Origin of the sequence: Winogradskyella poriferorum (assembly GCF_050618035.1) — a bacterium.
Classification (GTDB): Bacteria; Bacteroidota; Bacteroidia; order Flavobacteriales; family Flavobacteriaceae; genus Winogradskyella; species Winogradskyella poriferorum_A.
Window position 1 is genome coordinate 533,944 of sequence record NZ_JBODPY010000001.1, and the last position, 22,735, is coordinate 556,678.

18 protein-coding genes are annotated in these 22,735 nt (G+C 33.1%); 10 read left to right on the top strand and 8 right to left on the bottom strand.

Annotation, left to right across the window (positions count from 1 at the left end; all coding sequences use genetic code 11):
- Positions 1-4: 4 nt before the first annotated feature.
- The 5 genes from ACRHOC_RS02305 (at position 5) to ACRHOC_RS02325 (ending at position 5,369) form a co-directional block, all read left to right on the top strand.
- On the top strand, positions 5-1,147 hold the full coding sequence (locus ACRHOC_RS02305) for a beta-ketoacyl synthase N-terminal-like domain-containing protein (RefSeq protein ID WP_431156893.1): 1,143 nt from the start codon (positions 5-7) through the stop codon (positions 1,145-1,147).
- Between the two features lie 92 nt (positions 1,148-1,239).
- The gene (locus tag ACRHOC_RS02310; RefSeq protein ID WP_431156894.1) at positions 1,240-2,391 is read left to right on the top strand and encodes a serine hydrolase; all 1,152 of its coding nucleotides are present in this window, start codon (positions 1,240-1,242) and stop codon (positions 2,389-2,391) included.
- A 52-nt stretch (positions 2,392-2,443) separates the two neighbouring features.
- Positions 2,444-3,541 carry a biotin synthase BioB gene (gene bioB / locus ACRHOC_RS02315; RefSeq protein WP_431156895.1) on the top strand — a complete coding sequence of 366 codons (1,098 nt, stop codon included), beginning with the start codon at positions 2,444-2,446 and terminating at the stop codon, positions 3,539-3,541.
- Positions 3,542-3,559: 18 nt separating this feature from the next.
- Entirely contained in the window at positions 3,560-4,435 is an 876-nt protein-coding gene (locus ACRHOC_RS02320) for a hypothetical protein (protein WP_431156896.1), read from the top strand.
- A 64-nt stretch (positions 4,436-4,499) separates the two neighbouring features.
- Complete coding sequence (locus ACRHOC_RS02325) at positions 4,500-5,369, top strand: cupin-like domain-containing protein (RefSeq protein WP_431156897.1); 870 nt, start codon at positions 4,500-4,502, stop codon at positions 5,367-5,369.
- Positions 5,370-5,417: 48 nt separating this feature from the next.
- On the opposite strand, the gene ACRHOC_RS02330 is transcribed toward ACRHOC_RS02325, so the two are convergent.
- On the bottom strand, positions 5,418-5,783 hold the full coding sequence (locus tag ACRHOC_RS02330) for a regulatory protein RecX (RefSeq protein WP_431156898.1): 366 nt from the start codon (positions 5,781-5,783) through the stop codon (positions 5,418-5,420).
- A 197-nt stretch (positions 5,784-5,980) separates the two neighbouring features.
- Between ACRHOC_RS02330 and ACRHOC_RS02335 the strand changes: the two genes are divergently transcribed.
- Positions 5,981-8,356, top strand: a complete 2,376-nt coding sequence (locus tag ACRHOC_RS02335) for a hypothetical protein (protein ID WP_431156899.1) — start codon at positions 5,981-5,983, stop codon at positions 8,354-8,356.
- Positions 8,357-8,403: 47 nt separating this feature from the next.
- Here the strand turns inward: ACRHOC_RS02335 and ACRHOC_RS02340 are convergent, their stop codons facing one another.
- From ACRHOC_RS02340 to ACRHOC_RS02350, 3 genes are read right to left on the bottom strand one after another with little or no spacing between them, the layout of a single operon-like run.
- Complete coding sequence (locus ACRHOC_RS02340; RefSeq protein WP_431156900.1) at positions 8,404-10,839, bottom strand: TonB-dependent receptor plug domain-containing protein; 2,436 nt, start codon at positions 10,837-10,839, stop codon at positions 8,404-8,406.
- A 23-nt stretch (positions 10,840-10,862) separates the two neighbouring features.
- Complete coding sequence (recO, locus tag ACRHOC_RS02345) at positions 10,863-11,582, bottom strand: DNA repair protein RecO (RefSeq protein ID WP_431156901.1); 720 nt, start codon at positions 11,580-11,582, stop codon at positions 10,863-10,865.
- 1 nt (position 11,583) lies between these two features.
- Positions 11,584-13,968 carry an ABC transporter substrate-binding protein gene (locus ACRHOC_RS02350; RefSeq protein ID WP_431156902.1) on the bottom strand — a complete coding sequence of 795 codons (2,385 nt, stop codon included), beginning with the start codon at positions 13,966-13,968 and terminating at the stop codon, positions 11,584-11,586.
- 176 nt (positions 13,969-14,144) lie between these two features.
- Between ACRHOC_RS02350 and ACRHOC_RS02355 the strand changes: the two genes are divergently transcribed.
- Entirely contained in the window at positions 14,145-15,461 is a 1,317-nt protein-coding gene (locus ACRHOC_RS02355; RefSeq protein WP_431156904.1) for an MBOAT family O-acyltransferase, read from the top strand.
- Between the two features lie 233 nt (positions 15,462-15,694).
- Positions 15,695-16,522: a DHHW family protein gene (locus ACRHOC_RS02360; protein ID WP_431156905.1), complete on the top strand. Its 828-nt coding sequence runs from the start codon at positions 15,695-15,697 to the stop codon at positions 16,520-16,522.
- Positions 16,523-16,554: 32 nt separating this feature from the next.
- Here the strand turns inward: ACRHOC_RS02360 and gdhA are convergent, their stop codons facing one another.
- Positions 16,555-17,898, bottom strand: a complete 1,344-nt coding sequence (gene gdhA / locus ACRHOC_RS02365; RefSeq protein WP_431156906.1) for an NADP-specific glutamate dehydrogenase — start codon at positions 17,896-17,898, stop codon at positions 16,555-16,557.
- A gap of 220 nt (positions 17,899-18,118) precedes the next feature.
- Here gdhA and ACRHOC_RS02370 point away from each other — a divergent pair, with 220 nt between their 5' ends.
- A complete protein-coding gene (locus tag ACRHOC_RS02370) occupies positions 18,119-18,925 on the top strand; it encodes a THC0290_0291 family protein (protein ID WP_431156907.1) in 807 nt (268 codons plus the stop codon).
- A gap of 57 nt (positions 18,926-18,982) precedes the next feature.
- Here ACRHOC_RS02370 and ACRHOC_RS02375 read toward each other — a convergent pair whose 3' ends face one another.
- Positions 18,983-20,122 carry a cystathionine gamma-synthase gene (locus tag ACRHOC_RS02375; protein WP_431156908.1) on the bottom strand — a complete coding sequence of 380 codons (1,140 nt, stop codon included), beginning with the start codon at positions 20,120-20,122 and terminating at the stop codon, positions 18,983-18,985.
- 144 nt (positions 20,123-20,266) lie between these two features.
- Between ACRHOC_RS02375 and ACRHOC_RS02380 the strand changes: the two genes are divergently transcribed.
- Entirely contained in the window at positions 20,267-20,986 is a 720-nt protein-coding gene (locus ACRHOC_RS02380) for a DUF3298 domain-containing protein (RefSeq protein ID WP_431156909.1), read from the top strand.
- 1 nt (position 20,987) lies between these two features.
- Here ACRHOC_RS02380 and ACRHOC_RS02385 read toward each other — a convergent pair whose 3' ends face one another.
- Positions 20,988-22,226: a cation:proton antiporter gene (locus tag ACRHOC_RS02385; RefSeq protein WP_431156910.1), complete on the bottom strand. Its 1,239-nt coding sequence runs from the start codon at positions 22,224-22,226 to the stop codon at positions 20,988-20,990.
- Between the two features lie 4 nt (positions 22,227-22,230).
- Entirely contained in the window at positions 22,231-22,686 is a 456-nt protein-coding gene (locus ACRHOC_RS02390) for a DinB family protein (protein ID WP_431156911.1), read from the bottom strand.
- Between the last annotated feature and the right edge of the window lie 49 nt (positions 22,687-22,735).

Here is a 22,735-nt window from a genome sequence, read left to right on the forward strand (position 1 = left end):
ATAAATGTTGAAGAATCCAATTTCCATAACTGCTATGGCATCCATTTCTCCCTTAGGAATTGATCCTGATGAGATATGGGAAAATTACAATTCTAATAAGCACTTTTTCACCAAACAAAAAGAAGAATGGGTCTCCAAGTTACCTGAAAGTTCTGAGTCTAAAATTGAATCGCTAAGTCAGTCGAATTCAAAATATAGACAATTAGATAAAACAGTACTCTATGGTATTTTTGCTGCCAGACAAGCGGTTAAGAATGCCAACTGGAGTTCAAGTGATGATTTTGGGGTAAATATTGGTTCTTCAAGGGGAGCAACAGAACTTTTTGAACAATACTATACCGATTTTTTTACCCAAAAGAATGTTTCAGTTTTAAGTTCTCCAACAACAACACTTGGTAATATTTCTTCATGGATTGCTCACGATCTTCAAACACAGGGCCCAACTATTTCTCACTCCATTACATGTTCAACTGCTTTACACGCAATGCTAAACGGTATTGCATGGCTACACGCTGGCATGAGTGATAAATTTCTTGTTGGCGGAAGTGAAGCGCCTCTTACAGATTTTACCATAGCTCAAATGAAGGCCTTAAAAATATATGCCCAAGGTGATGATTCATGGCCATGTAAATCACTAGATTTCAGCAAAACTGAAAACACCATGATTCTAGGAGAAGGTGCTGCCATGTTATGTCTAGAAAATGGAACAAAACAAAATGCAATTGCTGTTATAAAAGGTATTGGTTACGGCACTGAAACTTTAAAACATAATGTTTCATTGTCAACTAATGCCGTTTGTTTCCAACGCTCAATGAAAATGGCCCTAGGCCAAATAGACACCTCCGATATTGATGTCATTATCACACATACACCAGGAACCATTAAAGGAGATATCGCTGAGCTTAATGCCATTAAAAAGGTTTTTGGAGATAGGATTCCTGCGTTAACAACCAATAAAACACTTATTGGTCATAGCCTAGGTGCCTCCGGAACCTTAAGTATAGAAATGGCTATTCTAATGCTAAAGCATCAAAAATTTATTGAAGCAACCCATTTAAAACAAGAATCACCAGATCGTATATCTAATATTTTAATAAATGCTGTAGGATTTGGTGGCAATGCCGTCAGCTTAGTAATTTCTTTATAATCTAAAGTTTAGACATTCCTAAATGAATTTGAATTAATTAGTTTTTCATATTTTAAAGGACATAACGGCCCTATAAATAATTTTGTTTTCTTATGATTAATAATGCATCTAGCCATCAAAATTTTAAAACTCGCTTCACCAGTTTCTGGGCCCTTTTAATTCTATTAATTATTTTCTCTTGTGAATCACAAATCGAAAACCCAATTGAAAAAGCACTTCAATCCAATAATGAAAAGATAAAGAAGGTTGTTGAAAATATAGAGCAGCATGAAATTCAAATACTGTTTTCTGAAGTCATTAAAGATGAAGACCAGATTTCTTTTTTGGACTTTTCATATCAAGTGGTTGATTCTAATTATTTCTATCCTGCAAGTACTGTAAAATTTCCAATTGCGTTATTAGCTCTTGAAAAACTAGGCCAAACCAAAGGGCTGAACATAGATACACCATTCAGAGTTGAAGGCGACTCGCTAACAACAAGCTTTAGAGAAGAAATCAATAAACTGTTTGCTGTTAGTGATAATTTGGCCTACACTAGGCTCTTCGAATATTTAGGAAAGGACTATATAAATGATCACCTAGAAAGTCTAGGTATAACCTCCCGAATATCACATCGATTCTCCGTTCCTAACCCATATGATTTAGAGACCAAACCTATTCATTTCTTTAACGAGGATTCTGCTATTTATACTACAAAGAGTTATGTCAGTAAAAATCTAAAACCACTGGAACTCAATAGAATTAAAAAAGGAGAAGGTTATATCGAAAATGATAGCCTTATTAGCCATCCGATGGATTTCTCTTTAAAAAATTACCTCCCGTTATCTTCATTACATAATATGATGAAACAATTTGTATTTCCTGAAGCTTTCGGCCAGGACAAACAATTCGATTTATCAGAAACACACAAAGAATTTTTCTTAAATGCTATGCGAAATTTACCATTTGAGGTAGGTTATGATCGAACAGAATATTATGATAGCTACGTAAAGTTTCTAATTTTTGGAGACACCAAAGCACCAATACCTGACTCTGTTAAAATATATAATAAGGTAGGTTATGCCTTCGGTTACCTCACAGATTGCGCCTATATTGTAAATGAAAAAACAAATAAAGAATATATAATAACAGCAACTATACACGTAAATGAGAATAAAATATTCAATGACGATAATTATGAGTACGAAAGTATCGGTATTCCATTTTTAGCAGAATTAGGAAGAGAATTAGTACTTAATAATTAATCATTTTATATTTTTACATTACATAAATATCCTCACATTCATCTCAAATTTTATGAGCGAAATAAGACACAATTGGTCCAAAGAAGAAATCTTAGAAATATATAACAAGCCATTAATGGAGCTTCTATATGAAGCGGCTACAGTACATCGACTGCATCATGACCCGAATACTGTACAGGTTTCAACTCTACTTTCCATTAAAACTGGAGGTTGTCCAGAAGATTGTGGTTATTGTCCTCAAGCAGCAAGATATCACACCGATATTGAGGGAAATGACTTAATGTCTGTGCAACAGGTAAAAGCCCAGGCATTACGAGCAAAGTCCTCTGGAAGTTCAAGAGTGTGCATGGGTGCAGCATGGAGAAATGTTAAAGACGGACCAGAATTTGACCAAGTCTTAGAAATGGTGAGAACCATTAATAAACTGGATATGGAAGTATGCTGCACGCTTGGAATGGTGACAGAAAATCAAGCAAAACGTCTGGCAGAGGCAGGTCTATATGCTTACAATCATAATTTAGACTCATCGGAAGAATATTATAAAGAAGTGATTTCTACGCGAGGCTATGAAGATCGCTTAGAAACAATCGATAATGTGAGAAAAACCAATGTTACAGTTTGTTCTGGTGGTATCATTGGAATGGGTGAAAAGGAGGAAGATAGAGCAGGTATGCTTGTTGCCTTAGCAACTTTAAATCCTCAACCAGAATCTGTTCCAATAAATGCTTTAGTGGCTGTTGAAGGCACACCTTTAGAAGACCAAGAACCTGTTTCAATTTGGGATATGGTGAGAATGGTGGCAACAACGCGTGTTGTTATGCCTGAAACCCAAGTCAGATTGTCGGCTGGCAGAACACAAATGACGAGAGAGGGACAAGCCATGTGCTTTTTTGCAGGTGCAAATTCTATTTTTGCTGGTGATAAGTTGCTAACAACACCAAATCCTGACGTTAATGAGGATATGGAAATGTTCAAATTATTAGGTCTAAATCCTCAAAAACCATTCATTAAGAAGATGCAACCAAAAACAGTGGAAGCCGAAGATTCAGAATACCAATCTTTGGGTGAAAAGCCTAAATGGTCTAGACCTGATCATAAAATTGAGCGTAATGAAGTTGCTAAAGAAAATGCCAAAGTATTACGTGAATAGAAAATAAACCGTAATAATATGAATCCCCCAAATCTAAAATACCAACACAGCATAGCACTATGGCTATACTTTATTTTAATTCTTTTTTATTGTTGCGAAACAGATAGTAATATAGAGAATAATAGTTCTTTTAGTTACACATTCGAAAACCTAGAAGAATCTCCAATAGAACAAAATCAACAATTTAATGATTGGGAGTCTACAGGTTGGGGTGTTTACGAGGATATTATTTTTGACGGAACAATAATTCTTCATAATACCGAACACGATGATACCAGTTTTGATTCGCGAACGTTAGTTACAGAAATTACTGGTGGTGACCGCTATAATAATGCTTTTTTCACCAATACCATAGCCAAGAGATGGGAACAACTTGATTGGTTTTTTAGAGATGTTAAAAAGTTTGAGTTTCATATAGAATTTTATCCGGAGTCAGCAATAAATTGTGATATTTCAGATTTATCAGAAGTTGAAGGTTTTGAATTTACATTTCAAAACGTGGTAATTCCAAATTCTTGGGGATGGGGATTGCAATGGAGTAAAACTAACACTTGGAGTTATTGGAACGACCAAAAAATTAATAATGAAATTATAGGTTGGGAGAACATTAATGGCATTTCTTCTTGCATCCAAATAAACCAATGGAATACCTTAAAATTGACTGGTGTGATAAATGGTAATTCACTCACCTATGAGACACTAGAATTTAATTCAGAAGTTTTTGATCTAAATATTACCTTAGATAATGTTGAAGTCCCAACTGGGTGGTCTGAGAATTTTCTTCAAATTGGCTTTCAAATAAATGGAAATGATGCCATCCGTACAGATCACACCCACGGCGTTGATCCTGTGAAGGTTTATTTAAACAACATTAACCTAAAAGTTACCGACTAAACAATTACAATATTTTAAAGTTAATTGCCGTTTTTATTAACTTTAAAAACTAAATTCGACTCCATTGGGATTAAATCTAGAGCAAATACCTCGTGTTAAGACGATCAGTAAAGCAGACTTTATAACGCATTACTTTAAACCACAGAAACCTGTGGTAATAGAGCGATTTATAGAGGACTGGCCTGCCTATTCAAAATGGAATTTAGATTACATGAAAGAAATTGCAGGTCACAAGACTGTCCCTTTATATGACGATCGGCCTGTAGACTATAAAGATGGCTTTAATGAAGCGCATGCTACCATGAAAATGAGTGATTATGTTGATTTGTTAAAGCGAGAACCAACGAAATTTAGAATTTTTCTCTGGAATATTTTAAAGGAAGTTCCTGAGTTGCAAAAAGACTTTTCTTATCCTGATTTTGGGCTTCGACTTATGAAAGGATTACCAATGCTCTTTTTTGGTGGTAAAGATTCATACACCTTTATGCATTATGATATAGATCTTGCCAATATATTCCATTTCCATTTTGAAGGAAAAAAGCAATGCATTTTATTTGACCAGAATCAGAATAAGCATTTGTATAAAATTCCGCATTCTTTGATTACTCGCGAAGACATAAATTTTGCTGATCCGGACTTTGACAAATGGCCTGCATTAAAAAATGCCAAAGGCTGGATCTGTGACCTCAACCATGGCGAAGTCCTATATATGCCAGAAGGTTATTGGCACTATATGCGCTATATAACACCTGGTTTTTCAATGAGCTTAAGGGCTATTGCAAGAAACCCGAAAAACTTAATGAAAGCTCTTTATAATGTATTTATAATGCGTAACTATGATAATGTAATGCGAAGGTTACAAGGTCAGAAATGGATTGATAGGAAAAACCAAAAGGCAATCACAAATACAAATCGTTATTTAGGCTCAGATTAATTATACCTCTATTATATTGATAAAAACCATATAAATTTATATGGCTTTTTATTTTATATACTCTAGGAGTTTTTCGTAAACTAAATGACTCTCCCAACCTCTGTATAGGAGATAATCTGCTACTTTCTTACGTTTTTTATAACTATTCTTTTCCTTTTCTTGAGCTACTCGCTTTAAAACGAGATGATCTAATGTTTTGAGATATTCTGATTCATCAATTTCTTCAAAGGCCTTTTTGATACTATACGATGAAATCTCTCTCATTTTTAATTCTCGTTCTAACCGAAGTTTGCCCCATTTTTTTATCCTAAATTTTCCTCTTACAAATGCACACGCAAAACGTTCTTCATTTAAATAATTATGTTCGATAAGATGTACGATTATTGCGTCAACGGCCTGGGGTATCATCTTCATTTCCTTCAACTTAGATCTAACCTCTTTATGACATCTTTCTTGATATGCGCAATATTTTTCGAGCTTTTTCTGCGCTTCGTCGACCGTATATGTGTTTTGTAGATTCAAAACCTAAAAATAAGCTATTTTAATTTTTTAATTCGCATATTTACCTAGGTATAAAAATACTTTAGTACCCAAATTTAAATATCACCCTCATGATAAAAAATTACCTATCCCTCGTATTTTCATTAATTATTTTTGGAATTGCTTTTGGACAAGTTAAAATCGCTGAAGTCAATTTTGAAATTCCTGGTGGCTATACAACCAGCATACCAGAATTCACAGATTTAGGGCCAAGTACCGGTTTAGATTATTTCATTAGAACAGATGGCTCTGACATAGCTGGAGAGGTATTCACTAATATCCAAGGCAATTATTATTTTGGCGCACAAGACATTAATGGCGAAGGTGCTTCTCTACCTGTAACTCTAAATTTAAATGATATTGATATAACTGGATACGAAAATTTAGAATTTCGCGTGTATCTTGCAGAGGATGATGATGGTGCAACCAACCAAGATTGGGACATAGTTAATTATGTACATTTTAACTATGACATTGATAATTCTGGTACTTATGTAAACTTATTATGGATCGAAAATGATGGTACAACATTTAATTCGGCACCATTTATCGATACAGACTTTGATGGAACTGGTGATGGTACTGAAATTACTGATACTTTTGTACAATTTACTGAAAACATTCTAGGCACAGGAGGAACTCTAGACATAGAGGTCATATTTAATTTAGATGATGGTGATGAGGATATTGCCATAGATAATATAGAAATTTGGGGAACCTATTTAGCAAGCACAGGAATAACCACTTGGGACGGTACCTTATGGGATAATGGCACCCCTGATATTAATACATCTGCCATAATAGATGGTAATTATAATACTGGAATTAATGGAAGTATTAATGCAAATGACTTAATAATTAATGGAGGTAATACCTTAAGAGTTTCTAACGGTTCTTACATAAATATTAAGAACGAGATAACTTCGAATGGTGATATTATTGTTGAGACCAATGGCTCAATAGTTCAAAAAAATGATGCGAGCATCAATACTAATACTGGTAACATTACAGTACAAAAAGAGACATCAATACTAAACGGCTCCCTAGATTATACATATTGGTGCTCTCCTGTTTCTGGAGAAACTGTTGAAGATGTATTTGCTCTTGTTCCAACAAATAGACGTTTTTATTTTGATGCTAATAATTTTATTGATTTACAAGATGAAGTAGGAAATTCAGGTGTTTTTAATCCAGGACAAGACGATATTGATGACGATGCCAACGCATGGCAATTGGCTTCTGGTATTTTACTTCCTGGTGTTGGATATGCTACAACGCCTAGTCCTTTCGGACCATTTCCAGCAGCACAGCAATTCACTTTTATTGGTCCATTAAATAATGGTTTAATACAGCCAACCATCGTTAATAATTCTGGTGGTTTATATAATGATTGGAATTTTATTGGCAATCCTTATCCAAGCGCTATAGATGCTTTTAAATTTTTCACGGAGAATGCTGGTGTTGTTGATGCAATTTATCTTTGGAGTCAAGCTACTCCCCTTGATGCTAACGCACAAGGAAACCAAGGATTTAATTTCTCTGGTGCAGATTACGCCATATTATCTGCAAGTGGAATTAATACTGCTGGTGGCTCAACAGTGATCCCTGATAATTATATTCCTTCGGGACAAGGGTTTTTTGTTGAAGCTTTAGGTGGTACTTCTGTTACTTTTAACAATGCCATGCGAGATACTGGTAACAATACCCAATTTTTTAGAAACGGTAATTTGAATAGCTCAAATCGAGATGCATTCTGGTTAAATTTAAATTCAGATAACGGTGTGTTTAATCAAATAGCTGTAGCCCATTTGCAAGGTGCAACCGATACAAACGATGGTTCATTTTATGATGTTAAGCGAAATGGCGCCAACTTAAGTGCAGCTCGAATCTATTCATTGATTCCAAATATTACAGATGAATTTGTGATACAAGGTAAAAGCTTATCTAGTTTAGATATGGAGGAAATTATCCAACTTGGTTTTGCTAATTCCATAGAAGTTCCTACTATTTTCACAATTTCATTAGCGCAATTTGAGGGCTCTTTCCATACAAATGGCAACATTTATTTAATAGATGAAGAAACGGGAACTACACATAACCTAAAAGAATCAGATTATACTTTTGTTTCTGAAGTTGGAGAATTTAATGAGCGATTCAAAGTTGTCTTTAATGCACAAGTACTTTCAATTAATGAGAATGAAATAAATGACAATCAACTCATCATTTCTGAGTTAAATAATGATGAGGTTGAGTTTACTTTAAATTCGATTCATCAGATGGTAAATATTGAAATTATGGATTTACTTGGCAGGACCATTTATAATTTAGAAGCTAAAAATTCTAAAGAGACCTATAATCTTGAGAAGCTCACTCAATCAGCATATATAGCAAAAGTGACACTTTCCAACGGACAAACCATTATAAAGAAAGCGTTAAAAAGATATTAATCCTACGGAACATATTGAGAGCCTCGGTTATTTAGCTGAGGCTTTTTTTATAAGTTATACCTTAGCGCAAGGATTAGATTTCTTCCAGGTGAGGTAATCCCAGAAGAATAAGGTCTATAGCGCTGATCAGTCATGTTCTCTAAACTTGCGGTTATACTCATGTTACTGTTTAACATATATTGTGCACGAAGATTAAGTGTTTGCCATGATGGAGAAAAAGGATTGCCATTTTCGTCTAAAGCATATAAATAGGATTTTGACAATTCTGATGGAGCCAATTGATCAAATGATAATGCACCATTATAAATAACAAAAGCATCTAATTTTAGATTTTGATACTTATAAATTAGATGTGTTCTTCCAAAATTTGGAGCTACATGCCTCACAGGAACTTCGATACCATCATTATCCTCTGTACCACCAATAACATTATATTGAGACCTAAGCTTTAAATGATCTGTAAAATTAACTTCAATTCCAGCCTCAAAGCCATATATCCATGCTTTAGATGCATTTTTAATGGACTGTACATTACTTAATTCACCATCATAAATAATCTCTGTCTCGCCATTAATGTTTGAGTCACGCCTAATAAGCGCATTATCCAAAAATGTATAATATGTTCCTAAATCGACTATTACCTTTTCATCAAAATTAAGCTTTAAACCGAGCTCTCCTCCATATGCATATTCAGGTGAAAGATCATTGTTTGGAATCACTACTGATCCAGGTTCGGAGTCAAATACTTTTCCTATATCATCAATATTTGGAGCTCTAAAAGCAGTTGAGGCATTTAATTTCCATTGTATCATATTACTTGGCGCCCAAGTAATTCCTGCTGTCCCAGTTAAAGCACCAGTATTTATATTAGCGTTATTAAAGGGAAGGCTTAAAAATCTATTATTCTCTCTAAAATCTGCTTTTGTCAGTACGTGATTATATCTTAATCCTGTTTGAAAAACAAATTTTTGATTTGGCTTGTATTTTAAACTTGCATATCCAGCAATTGATTGCCAAGTAGAACCATCTGGATATCTGGTCACTGTCGGCATATCTTCTAAAGTATCAATATTTAATTCAGTCCCTGTGGATCCGATTTTATTAAATAAATACTCAATACCATAATAAATAGTACTCGATTTACTTAGAGATTTTTCTAAATCTAAATTAAAAGTAATAGCATCCACATTTTCTTCTCGTATTTCCCTTAATGGAGACTCAAAAGCGCGTACAATTCTACTCTCCTTAAAATTTTGATATGCTAAAGAAGAATGAATCTTATCATAAAGGTTTGATCGACTACTTGTTTTTGTTACCTGCAGATTACTCATAAACCAACGCTGTGGGCCATAATTCCATTCAGCTGATCTTAAGCCATCTTCAGAAGGTCTTAACAAACGATCATATCTTGCATATTCAGAAGTTGTAGTATAGTATAATCCAAAATCAAACTTCAAATTGTCAGTAGGTTCATAATGTACTTTTTGCATCAAATTGAGTTGGTTATAACCTGTTGGTTTTTGAAGCTCAGGTTCATTATTATCAACCAGCAGATCCTGATTATTGCGCCTAACGACATATTGTGTTCTGAGGTACTCATCGGGACCATTACTCCCCATTCTTAAGTCATCAAAGTCTGTAAAACTGACATTAGTTAAAAAAGCCCATTTTTTAAACCCAATATTAAAATCAAAATGTCCTGTATTCTCATTATTTGCGCTTGCATAACGCAGCAAAGAGCTACCACTGATGTAAGATTCGTCTTTATAAGAAAGTTGAGGCTTCTTGGTGTAAAAACTCATAACTCCACCAATGGCATCACTACCGTATACAACTGACCCTGCCCCTAGCGTTACTTCAGTGTTTCTTATAGATAAGGGATCTATCGAAATAACATTTTGAATATTACCTCCTCTAAAAATGGCATTATTCATTCTTACACCATCTACTGTAATTAATAAACGATTTGTGGAAAACCCTCTAATCATTGGACTTCCTCCTCCTAATTGACTTTTCTGAACAAAAATGTTTCCAGAATTATCTAACAAATCAGCACTAGTCTGCGGATTTGCGAAGGTCACATCTTCAGACCCAATACTAATTATGGTTTGAGGTATATCTGCCTTATTTTGCTTAAACTTTGTGGCTGATATTACAATTTGACTTAAATCTTCCACTTTAGGTGTAAGTACAACTACACCATTATTTTTCAGAATTTCAGATTTCCTAAAAAAGACTTTTTCATACAAGAAGTTTTGAAAAAATATAGTCTCTGAATCATCAAAAATATCAATATCAACCTTTCCTTCAAGATTAGTAACTAAAGATTTCGTTTTCTTCAGATTGTATATGGCAATACCAGGTAATGGGTCATTTGTATCACTCTCAATAACCGTAATCGTCTGTGCTTTAACAAAATGAATTGAAATAAAAACAAATAAGATTTTAAGTAAATGGCATTTCATTCTTAGAAGTATCTTCATTATATCGTTTCCTAATACTTGGCTTAATGGAATACCTCGTTAAGCACCTGTAATGACCTCGGTTTTTTAAAACCTCCCAAATGTAATTCAAAATAATGCAATAACATATTTAAAAACTCTTGTCTTTGCTTTGCATTTATTTTTATACTTGAAATAGCATCAAAATTTGTGCCCAATAGCTGTTTTAGCAATGTTAAATTATGGCCTGAAACACTATAAATACCTCTACCAGTATCCTCAAAACTGCCAGATTGAAGATTAAAATATGGAAGATGAATTTTAGTTTCATCAGGAAGAAATCCCAAAAATCGACTGAGCTTTATTAAGAATAAGAGATGAAAATTAGAAAAATCATCCTCCGTATCAAGATACTGTAGTGCAGCAGATATATAATTGAACAAATCAGTATCTTTCTCCTCTTCTTTTAAAATATTTGATAATATTTCGGCTAAGAAAAGTACAATGGAACTCTTATAAATGTTCGTGTGAAGTGTTTGGTAAACATAATTGAATTTAACCTCCTTTATAGACTGTAGTGATTTACTCGGTTTATAATTCTCTTCTAATCTGAGTTGAGATAACTCCTGAAAGTAAACTGTTTTTGCTTGACTCTTTTTTGACTTTAAAACACCACGTAAAATATAACTTACAACACCGCGTTCCTCCGTATAGCATTTTACTATTAAATCAAAATCACCATACTTAATTTTCGAGAGAACAATACAATTGTTGGTCGCAATCATACTATCTAACAATTAATACTTTAAGTACTTTCGTTTCGAATGAGTCCAGATCCGATATCATTATTAAATATACTCCTGTCCGTACTATAGAATTCGAGAGATTCTTGCCATTCCAAATCGCAGTACCACCATCAATAGCAAAGTTATAATTTGCGGATGAAGATCTTAAGTTTACATTAGACTGAGCTTCGGCAACTAAATTGCCTTCAACATCTGTAATTTTTATGTTTACACGCTCTGTTAGACCTGTGATTTTTATACCTTTATTAATATCGTTTAAATCATCAAATCCTAAAACTTCATACTCTGGTCTTACTGGGTTAGGATATACATAGGCATCATCTAACGTCTCTTTAGTGGCTGAACCTCCTGATCTAAAGGACACCAAACCTCTTGTAGTAGCAAAATAAACAATACCATTATCAGCGTCTATTGACATATCATTAATTGTATTTGATGGTAAGGGTGAATTGTCGACAGTAAAGTGATATATGGTGTTCTGACCATCTGGAGAAAAGTAGAATACTCCAGAATCTGCCGTTCCAACCCATTTATTATTAGAACCATCTACTTTAATATCTGTAATCCCTTGATTAGCCAACAATTCTTTAGGAATACCATCTTCTAAAATTATGATTGATCTCATTGTTGGATTGGGGTCTTCATAAAATCCTGCTGTATTAAACAGTACTCTTAATCCCTTGGTTGTACCACACCACAACTGGTTTCTATTATCTAGTGCTAATGCTGTAAACCTAGTAAAGGGTAATACATTTTGAGACTCAGAATTTATTTTTCTTAATGGATCATTAGCAATATTCTCATTAAAAGCTATTAATCCATTATTGTAAGCACCTATCCATTTTGTACCATTCCTATCAATTTCCATATCAAAGAAACCGTTTTCGTCACTTGGATTTTCTATTAATGCAGAAAAATTATAGCTCTGCCAACTACCTGATATCGGATCATAAGATTTCAATGGTCGTTCAACAAAACTTGTAATGTTCCATAAAAGCCCGTTTGAATCAAATTCAGCCGCTGAGACTCTAATATCAACATAGTCAGGGTTGTTAGGTAGAACCAAAGATTCCAAACCACTATTTGTTTGATCTAGTAATATTGTAGGCTCAAAATCATTTAATTCTAATATACCATTAAAGAATGAACTAATATAAACTTGGTTTGAATTAAAAACATTGGGTGTAATTTCATTTAACTCTCTTGCTCCAAACAAACTGTCAAATTTTATATTGGTCCATTCTTCTTCAAACAAATAACTTATCCCTTTTGAAGCTAAGGGATATGGATTTAATGCTTCGGTATATGCACCATAAGTCGCCCAAACGGTTCCTGTAGTTGCATTTAATCTAAACATGTTATTCTCTGATGGACCGTTAGGTAAGATTTGCAAATAATCTACTCCATCACTCAAGGCTGATGTGATAATTCCAAACTCATTAGTCCCTATATAAATACTATTATTGAGGTTAACTGAAGCTGTTAAATTTGACGAAAACTCAGAAGAGGGTTGAAAAAAATTTATGAGATTAATTGACGTATCATAAACAAGGACTTCAGTATTGGAAGTAAATACAATATTCTCTCCTTGAACCTTACTGTCCACTGGTAAATTATCAAATTGAAAAAGTTGCACATTTTCATTGTCATCAATTTCAAATAAAAATCTACTTAATCTTGTCGCATAAATTTTATTATTGAATGTATTAACAGTTCTGAAGTTTCCAGGGAGAACAGTTTCCCATTGCGAAAAATCAATAAGATTTGGGTTACTTAAATCTCCTCTAATTAATCCTATCCCATCTAAGCAAGCAGCATAAACTTTATTGTTTAAGACCGAGGTCTGATTAACTCTTATCTGAGAACCTCCATTTCCTATAAAATAAGTGTCCCCAAATTCTAATCGTTCTAAATCGTAGACTGATATACCAAAGTTTGTAGAAATATAAACAAGCCCTTCATGTTCATAGAAATGATTTATTTGTTTCTTGTCAGGTGTAATATTGTCTTTGTCCAAAATATCAACAATTGACAAAACGGTTCTATCTGATATTGAATACAATTCAATTAAACCAGTATTATAACCAATTAGTAAAGACTGAAAATTATCACTAAAATAAATAGTAGTTATATCTCTGCCTGATAACCCATCTATTGTAGTTATTTTTGTAATATCAGATGTTAAAGGATCATAACTAAACACCGCATTCTCAGCTGCAGCAAATATCATATTGTTTCCAGTTACAACATCTACTATACTATTATATGAAAAATGACCTCCCCATAAATTGGAAAAATCTTGAGCAAGACTTAATTCTGATAATACCAAAAAAATTAAGGTAAGTAACCCCTTATTTATTTTCATAGAAGACTATTGTTGGGTATATGAGAAGAACCAAAAATAACATATTTTATTGTAATTTAGGCCAAAATTAAGCTTCCTTAATGCTATTTAGTAGCCCTATTTTTTTGTTCTTTTTTCTCCCATTAGTTCTGGTGATTTATCATTTATCTCCAAAAAATTATAAGAACTTAATTCTATTGATATTTAGCTTAGTTTTTTATGCTTGGGGAGAATCTCTAGTCGTCTTATTACTTATTCTTTCAGCCTTAGTAGATTATAGTTGTGGCCTATTAATTGATGAGGGGTTTAAAAAAATAGGTCTTATTAGTTCATTAATATTTAATATAGGTGTTTTACTATTTTTTAAATATTCCTATTTTTTAATTGATAATATAAATAGCGCTCTACAAATTCTAAATTTTAACTTTTCCCTAAAAAATATAGATGTTTCATTACCAATTGGAATTAGCTTTTTTACATTTCAGACTATGTCTTACACTATCGATGTATATCGTGGTAATGTAAAGGCAAATAAAAGATTCTTGGATTTTGCGACATATGTTGCTCTTTTCCCTCAACTAATTGCTGGCCCGATTGTGAGATATGCTGAAATTCAATTTCAGCTTAAGGAAAGAAAACGAAATATTCATCAAATTTCAGCTGGAGTAGAACGATTTATCATTGGATTATCTAAAAAAATGATAATTGCCAATAATTGTGGTTACTTGGCAGATGGAATTTTCAGCTTAGCAGAGAGCGATCTTTCAACTGGCATGGCATGGTTAGGTATAATAGGGTATACTTTCCAGATTTACTTTGACTTTTCTGGTTATTCTGACATGGCAATTGGACTTGGAAAATTGTTCGGATTCGACTTTCCTGAAAATTTTAACTTCCCATATATATCAAAATCTATACGTGAATTCTGGAGGCGTTGGCACATTACACTTTCCACTTGGTTCAGGGATTATTTATACATTTCACTTGGGGGCAACAAAAACGGTAGTTTAAAAACCTACTCCAATCTCATAATTGTGTTTTTTATTACAGGTTTATGGCACGGTGCCAATTGGACATTTATTATTTGGGGACTATTTCATGGTTTTTTTATGATTCTTGAAAGAGTTAAACTCCAAAGTTACTTAAATAAAATACCAAAAGTCTTTTCCCATGGATATGTGATACTCGTTGTTCTAATATCATGGGTCATTTTTCGTAGTCATAATTTGACGCAAGTATATTATTATTTAGACTCCATGTTCTCATATACAGGTAGTATAAATACTGAATATTTATCTCATTTGATGACTTGGGAAACTAATCTGGCACTCATTTTTGCTTTTATCTTTTCTATTCCTAAAGAAAAAAGCTTAAGGCTTATTAAAGAAAACATTTTAAAAGACAAAAAATACTATTTGATAACTAGAACCCTAATTCTTGCTTGCCTTTTCACAATTTGTGTTTTTTACGTTGCAAATGAAAGTTATAATCCATTTATATATTTTAGATTTTGACCTCTGATTATAAAAATATTTATTCTAAAACTGTAATAATGCTCTTTGTGCTAGTTATTACAGTCCCAGCTATAATTGGTCTATCATCAAATACAGTAAGTCAATTATTAATCACTAAAAAAAACATAAATACCCCTCTTAAGTTTAAGTCATCATTAAATAAGTATTATCAGAATGAATTCTTATCAAACTCAGTATTTGTAAATTCCTATTTGAATTTTAAAACTTCCGTTTTGAAAGAGAATGCCATTCCACATAGTGTTATTGAAGGTAAAGATGGCTGGTATTACTTAGGTAATTATTATTCTAATACGTTAAATGATCATTTTGGGAATGATAATTTTTCAAATATTGAACTGGAAAAAATTAAGCAAAATCTCTTGAAACTTGATTCATACTTTAAATCACAAAACATTAAATATTGTATTGTCGTACCACCTAATAAAAATACTATTTACCCAGAATACCTTCCTTTTCAACTCAATAAGAAAAAGACAAAACTAGATGTATTAAAAGTCTACTTAAAGAATAGTGATATTCCTTTTATTGATCTAACACAAACATTAAAAAAACATAAAGATTCTATTATACTTTACTACAAAACAGATTCTCATTGGAATAGTTATGGTGCCTATTTAGGCTATAAAAAAATCATGGATCATATTAGTAATCAAATTGAGATTAATTCATTATCTCTTGACGATTATATTCTAGAAAAGAAACATGAAAAATACGGCGATTTAACATCACTCTTAAAATTAAGAATTAAGGAAGAAAACATAAGATTAGTTAATGAAGATTTAAATTCAAATTATAATAAAAGAGATGAGTTTTTATCATTTATCAATGATAAAAACAATAGCTCTAAATTATTAATGTTCAGAGATTCATTTGCTAATGATCTAATCCCGTTTTTTAATGACACTTTTGCTGAAACGACTTATATAAAATATTATAACATTAAAGAAAAAGTATTGAAGGAGAAACAACCAGATTTTATAATTATTGAAGTTGTTGAAAGAGACTTGAGAAAATTGTTAAAAATAAAAAGCCCCTTGTAAAAGAGGCCTCTTAAAAATTTTTAGGTTAAAATTTAAACTACACCTTGAGCTAACATAGCATCAGCAACTTTTACAAAACCAGCAATATTGGCTCCGGTAATATAATCTATTGAACCATCATTGTTTTTACCATATTGAACACAAGAATCATGAATATCTTCCATAATATCCTTTAGTCTTGCATCTACCTCTTCTCTTGTCCAACTTAATCTTAAGGAGTTTTGACTCATTTCTAAACCAGAGGTAGCAACACCACCAGCATTAGAAGCTTTACCTGGCGCGAATAAAATTTTAGCCTTTTGGAATTCATGAATAGCCTCTGGAGTAGAAGGCATGTTTGCGCCTTCAGACACACAAATACAACCATTACTTACAAGTTGTTTTGCTTCTTCTCCATTCAATTCATTTTGAGTGGCACATGGCAACGCAATATCACATTTTACTGACCACGGTCTCTTACCAGCAAAATATTCTGCACTAGGATACTTATCTACATATTCACTAATTCTACCTCGCTTTTCGTTTTTAAGATGCATTACAAATTGTAGCTTCTCAGTATCAATACCATCTTTATCGTAAATATATCCACCAGAATCTGATAAGGTTAAAACTGTAGCTCCGAGCTCTATACACTTTTCTGCTGCGAATTGTGCCACATTTCCAGATCCAGAAATGACAACCTGCTTACCGTCGAATGAATCATTCTTAGTCTTAAGCATATTTTCGGCGAAGTAAACATTACCATATCCTGTGGCTTCTGGTCTAATTAATGATCCTCCCCAAGACTGTCCTTTACCTGTTAAAACACCTGTAAATGTGTTATTTAGTTTCTTGTACATACCAAACATGAAACCAATTTCTCTGGCGCCAACACCAATATCACCTGCTGGCACATCAGTGTTATGGCCAATATGTCTGTATAATTCGGTCATAAAAGCATGACAGAAACGCATAATTTCATTATCTGATTTCCCTTTTGGATCAAAATCAGAACCTCCTTTACCACCACCCATAGGTAATGTTGTCAAACTGTTCTTAAATACTTGTTCAAATGCTAAGAATTTTAAAATACTAGCATTAACAGTAGGATGAAATCTCAAGCCTCCTTTATAAGGACCGATGGCAGAATTCATTTGAACTCTATATCCTCTATTGACTTGTATCTCACCTGAATCATCAACCCAACTTACTCTAAACGATATTAACCTTTCTGGTTCAACCATCCTAAGTAATATGTTTTTTCCATGATAAATATCGTTTTGAACGATATATGGAATTACAGTTTCTGCAACCTCTTGAACGGCTTGCAAAAATTCTGGTTCATGGCCATTTCGTTCTTTAACGAGGTCCATGAAGGCGTCTATTTTATCTTTCATATAAAATATTGTTAATAAATTCTGATTTTCAGGGTACAAATATACGTTATCTACAAAAATAGCCCTATATTTTTTTAATATTCTCAATAATTTTTAAAATTCTTACACTGTCAATTTTTTCTGAAAAATTAGAATAATTATGCATTTTGTCCGTTTTATTTTGTAGTTCATCGACTTTTTATATATTTGTTCGGCACGTGCCTCAACTTTCGAACCCACTATGGTAAAAGACATAAAAAAACTTACGCTACTTATTGTGTTAGCACTCTCAATGCAGCCTGCTTTTTCACAGCTTGGATTTTCACATGAGATTGGAGCATTTTTTGGGCCTATTGCATTTCAATCAGATTTTGGAGTGAGAAGTGATTTGGAAACTAATGCAGGAAATACTGGCATTGCAGTAGGTATTGTACATTACATTAACTTCTCTTATCGTGCTGATTGTAATTGTTACTCTACTGACACCTATTTCAATGATCATTTTAAGTTGAGATCTGAGATTTCATGGAATAAAACCAAACTAGAACATTTCGGAAAGTGGGTAGATAGCGACCGAACAACACCAGAGGCAGATCAACTCAGAGCGCATTCTGGAGAAGCCCAAAACTGGGATATTGGTATGCAATTAGAATATTTCCCTAGAAGTATTAGAGCTTTTACAGCTGGCGCATACTCTTTTGCTCCTTTTGGAGCTCTAGGAGCTCATTTCGTATCTTTCAATCCCTCCGTTGAAACGACTTACGGTTTACCTGGTGGAGCTGCCAATCTCGATAATTTTTATAATCCTTGGAATGTTGCATCAGGTGGTGACCCATTTGTTAGTGATGAAGGAGGATCAACATGGTCAGTCGTTGCTAGTGTTGGAACCCGTTATAAATTAACTGTTTTATCGGATCTGTTTGTTGAATTACGATGGCAATATTATTTCGATGATTTTGTAGATGGCTTAAATCATAAATTAGGCTCTAATAAAGCAAATGATTGGAACCTTTGGTTCAATTTTGGTTATATCTATTACTTAGATTAACAAAAAAAGCTATGCCATAAGAACATAGCTTTCGAATATCTTTCTTTTATAAATTAACTAGCCAATAGCTTGTTTTAAATCGTTAACAAGATCTTCCTCATCTTCAATACCTACACTTAATCTTATTAAAGAATCTACAACTCCAGATTTTTCTCTTTCTTCCTTAGGAATACTCGCATGTGTCATACTTGCGGGATGACCTGCTAATGACTCCACACCACCTAAAGATTCGGCCAATGTAAACACTTTTAGATTTTCAACTATACGGATGGCTTCTTCATAGTTATTCCCTTTTGTTGTAAATGAAACCATTCCTCCAAAATCATTCATTTGTGATTTAGCGATAGTATGATTTGGATGCGACTCAAATCCCGGCCAATATACCTTCTCAATTTTTGGATGAGAATTCAAAAATTCCGCGACAGCCTTACCATTTTCGCAATGACGTTGCATGCGCACATGGAGTGTTTTTATACCACGTAGTACTAGAAATGAATCTTGAGGCCCACAAACTGCACCACTTGCATTTTGTATAAAGTACAGCCTGTCAGCAAGCTCTTTATCGTTCACTACTAATGCGCCCATAACAACATCACTATGGCCTCCTAAATATTTAGTTGCAGAATGCATTACAATATCTGCACCTAAATCTAATGGTCTTTGAAGATAAGGTGTTGCAAATGTATTGTCTACAACCAATAAGATATTATACTTTTTTGCAACCTTTGAGGTCGCAACAACATCTATAATATTCATCATTGGATTAGTAGGGGTTTCTACCCAAATGAGCTTGGTATTTTTATTTATAAAACTTTCAATGTGTGAGGCATTTTCCATCCCAATAAAATGAAACTTAATCCCAAAATCCTCATATATTTTGGTGAATAGCCTGTATGTCCCACCATAAAGATCATTGGTGGAAATCACCTCATCACCAGGTTTTAATAATTTTACGACTGCGTCTATTGCTGCAAGTCCAGAACCGAATGCTAATCCATATTTCCCATTTTCTATACTCGCAAATGATTTTTCTAAAGCATTACGGGTTGGATTGTGCGTTCTAGAATATTCATATCCTTTATGCCCTCCAGGTGTGGATTGTGCATAAGTAGATGTTTGATAAATTGGAGGCATAACTGATCCATAAGCAGGGTCGTGTTCTTGTCCTCCGTGTATTGTTTTCGTATTAAACTTCATTCATATTAAATTTAAGATCCATTAGACGAAACTAAATGGATTTCTTAACAAGTTTGTTCTAATTTCGTGCAACAAATTTACTTCATTATTCGTTCTATTCAAATCAATGAAATACCTTTATTTTTAGCTTAAATTTTACTTAAATTGAAAAAAACACTCTACTATCTACTCTGTTTCGCATTTTTTTATAATTGTAAAACAGATGTTCAACCTCTCACATTCGAATCCATTTCTGCTGAAAACGATTTTGAAGCGGATATTTCACTAATTTATGAAGAGGTAAAACCCAATAACGACCTCACCAAATCCATAAACAATACTATTAAATCCCAAATTATCAATTCAATTGATCCGGATGAAAATGATGGTAGTCTAGAATCAACTTTGAAAAAATTTAATACAGAGTATTTAAATTTCATTGATGAATTTCCGGATGCGTCTTCAGTAAAATGGGAATTGCATACTGAGACAGAAAAAATGTATCAATCTGAGAACATTATAACTATGGCGATTAGCACCTATGAATATAGAGGTGGTGCACACGGTAATGACCAAATAAAGCTCATTAATATCAATGCTAAAAATGGTGAATTAATAAAAATCCCAGAACTTATTAATGATACTTTAAAACTGAAAAAAGTTGCACAACGCTATTTCATAAAAGAATTAGAGAAAAATAATATAAGTGAAAAGCTAGAAGATTATTTCTTTGGTAGACCATTTCAGTTACCAGAGAATATTGGGCTAAGTGAAGAAGGACTTATTATGTTATATAATACCTATGAAATCGCTAGTTATGCACAAGGTTATACGGAATTCATTATTCCCTTTGAAGACGCCTTAACCTTATTAGAATTTAATTGATTTATTTAGTCAACCTTCTAATAATTGGCTCTACCGTTAATCCCTGTCCAACAATTGAAACTACCACAACAATATAGGTTATAACTAGGAATAGATCACGATGCATGTCGCTCGTTAAACTAAGAGCCAACGCTATTGATATTCCTCCTCTTAATCCTCCCCAAGTCATTATTAAATTGGTCTTAGGCACAAAATCTAAGCGTTTTGCAAAAAACTTTACTGGCAACCATAATGACACATAACGACAAAGTAGAATTATTGGTATTGCCAATAACCCAGCATAGACGTAGTTTCCTTCTAGCGTTAATACCAACATCTCCATACCAATTAGTACAAATAAGATAGTATTTAATAAGACATCTATGAGTTCCCAAAATTTATCGACATAGGTTTCTGTAGTCTTAGACATGGCATTATGTCTTACAGTATCATTCCCAACAATTAAACCTGTTGTAACCATAGCTAAAGGTGCAGAAAGATGAAACTTGTGTGCAATCATAGTCCCTCCCATAACTGCCGAAAGTGTTAAAATAACTTCGATTTCATAGTTGTCGATAGATTTCATCAATTTGTATGTAATCCAACCTAGAAAAAGTCCAAGTGCTATCCCTCCTATTACTTCTTGACCAAAAAGTGTTGCAATATCTGAAAAATCTATACTAGAGTTTGGTTTAGCAGCAATAGCAAAAATGGTTAAAAAAACAACCACTCCTACACCATCATTAAACAATGATTCTCCTACAATTTTGGTCTCTAACTTTTTGGGTGCTCCTGCTTTTTTTAATATCCCAAGAACTGCAATCGGATCAGTAGGTGAGATTAATGCACCAAACAGTAAACAATTTATAAACGTAACTTCAATCCCAATCCAATTAACTACATAAAACATTATTGTCCCCACAAGAAAGGTAGATACCAAAACACCTAAGGTCGCAAAAGCTAAAATAGGGCCTCGTTGCACCTTTAGTTGGTCAAAATTGGTATGTAAAGCTCCGGCAAAAAGAAGAAAGCTCAGCATTATATCTAATAAAACAGTCTCAAAATCAATACTAGTTATAAACGCCTTTTCTCTTACTAAAAGGGTATCATCAAATTGACCAATAATAACAATTACAAGCGTAAATACTAATGTGATTAGCATAAGACCGATTGTAATTGGGAGTTTTATAAACCTCACATTGATGTACCCAAATATTGCCGAAATAACAATGAGTATAGTAGCAATTGAATAATATTCCATAATTCTAAATTGATTTACGCAACGCTAATATATAACCTAGATGAATACCTTCATGAAAATTATTGAATTCGATAGCTTCTTCTACATTGCTTAATGTACTTTTAGTAGTTACTGTATATTCATTATAGGATTGAAAAATTTTTGCATCATAATCTTCTTTAGTCTTTTCGATAGTTGAAAAAAGTAATCCTTTTATAAAATCTACCTCAGCCTGATTTAGATCTGAACTTGGCTTTGTGCCTTTTCGGTAGGAAGCAATCATCTCATCACCAATCAGCATCGGCAATCCAGAAAGATTATACACCAATAATTGTTGCGTAACAATGACATGTGCAATATTCCAAATTATATTATTATTAAATCCTATAGGTATATGATTTAATTCTTCGATTGATAAATTTTCAATAAAACTTTTTAAGAGTTTTCTGTTTTTGAGGGTAATGTCAAATGCCCAATTCATAGACTTATATTTTTCTTAAATGTAATTAATTTTAACCTGAAATAAGGTT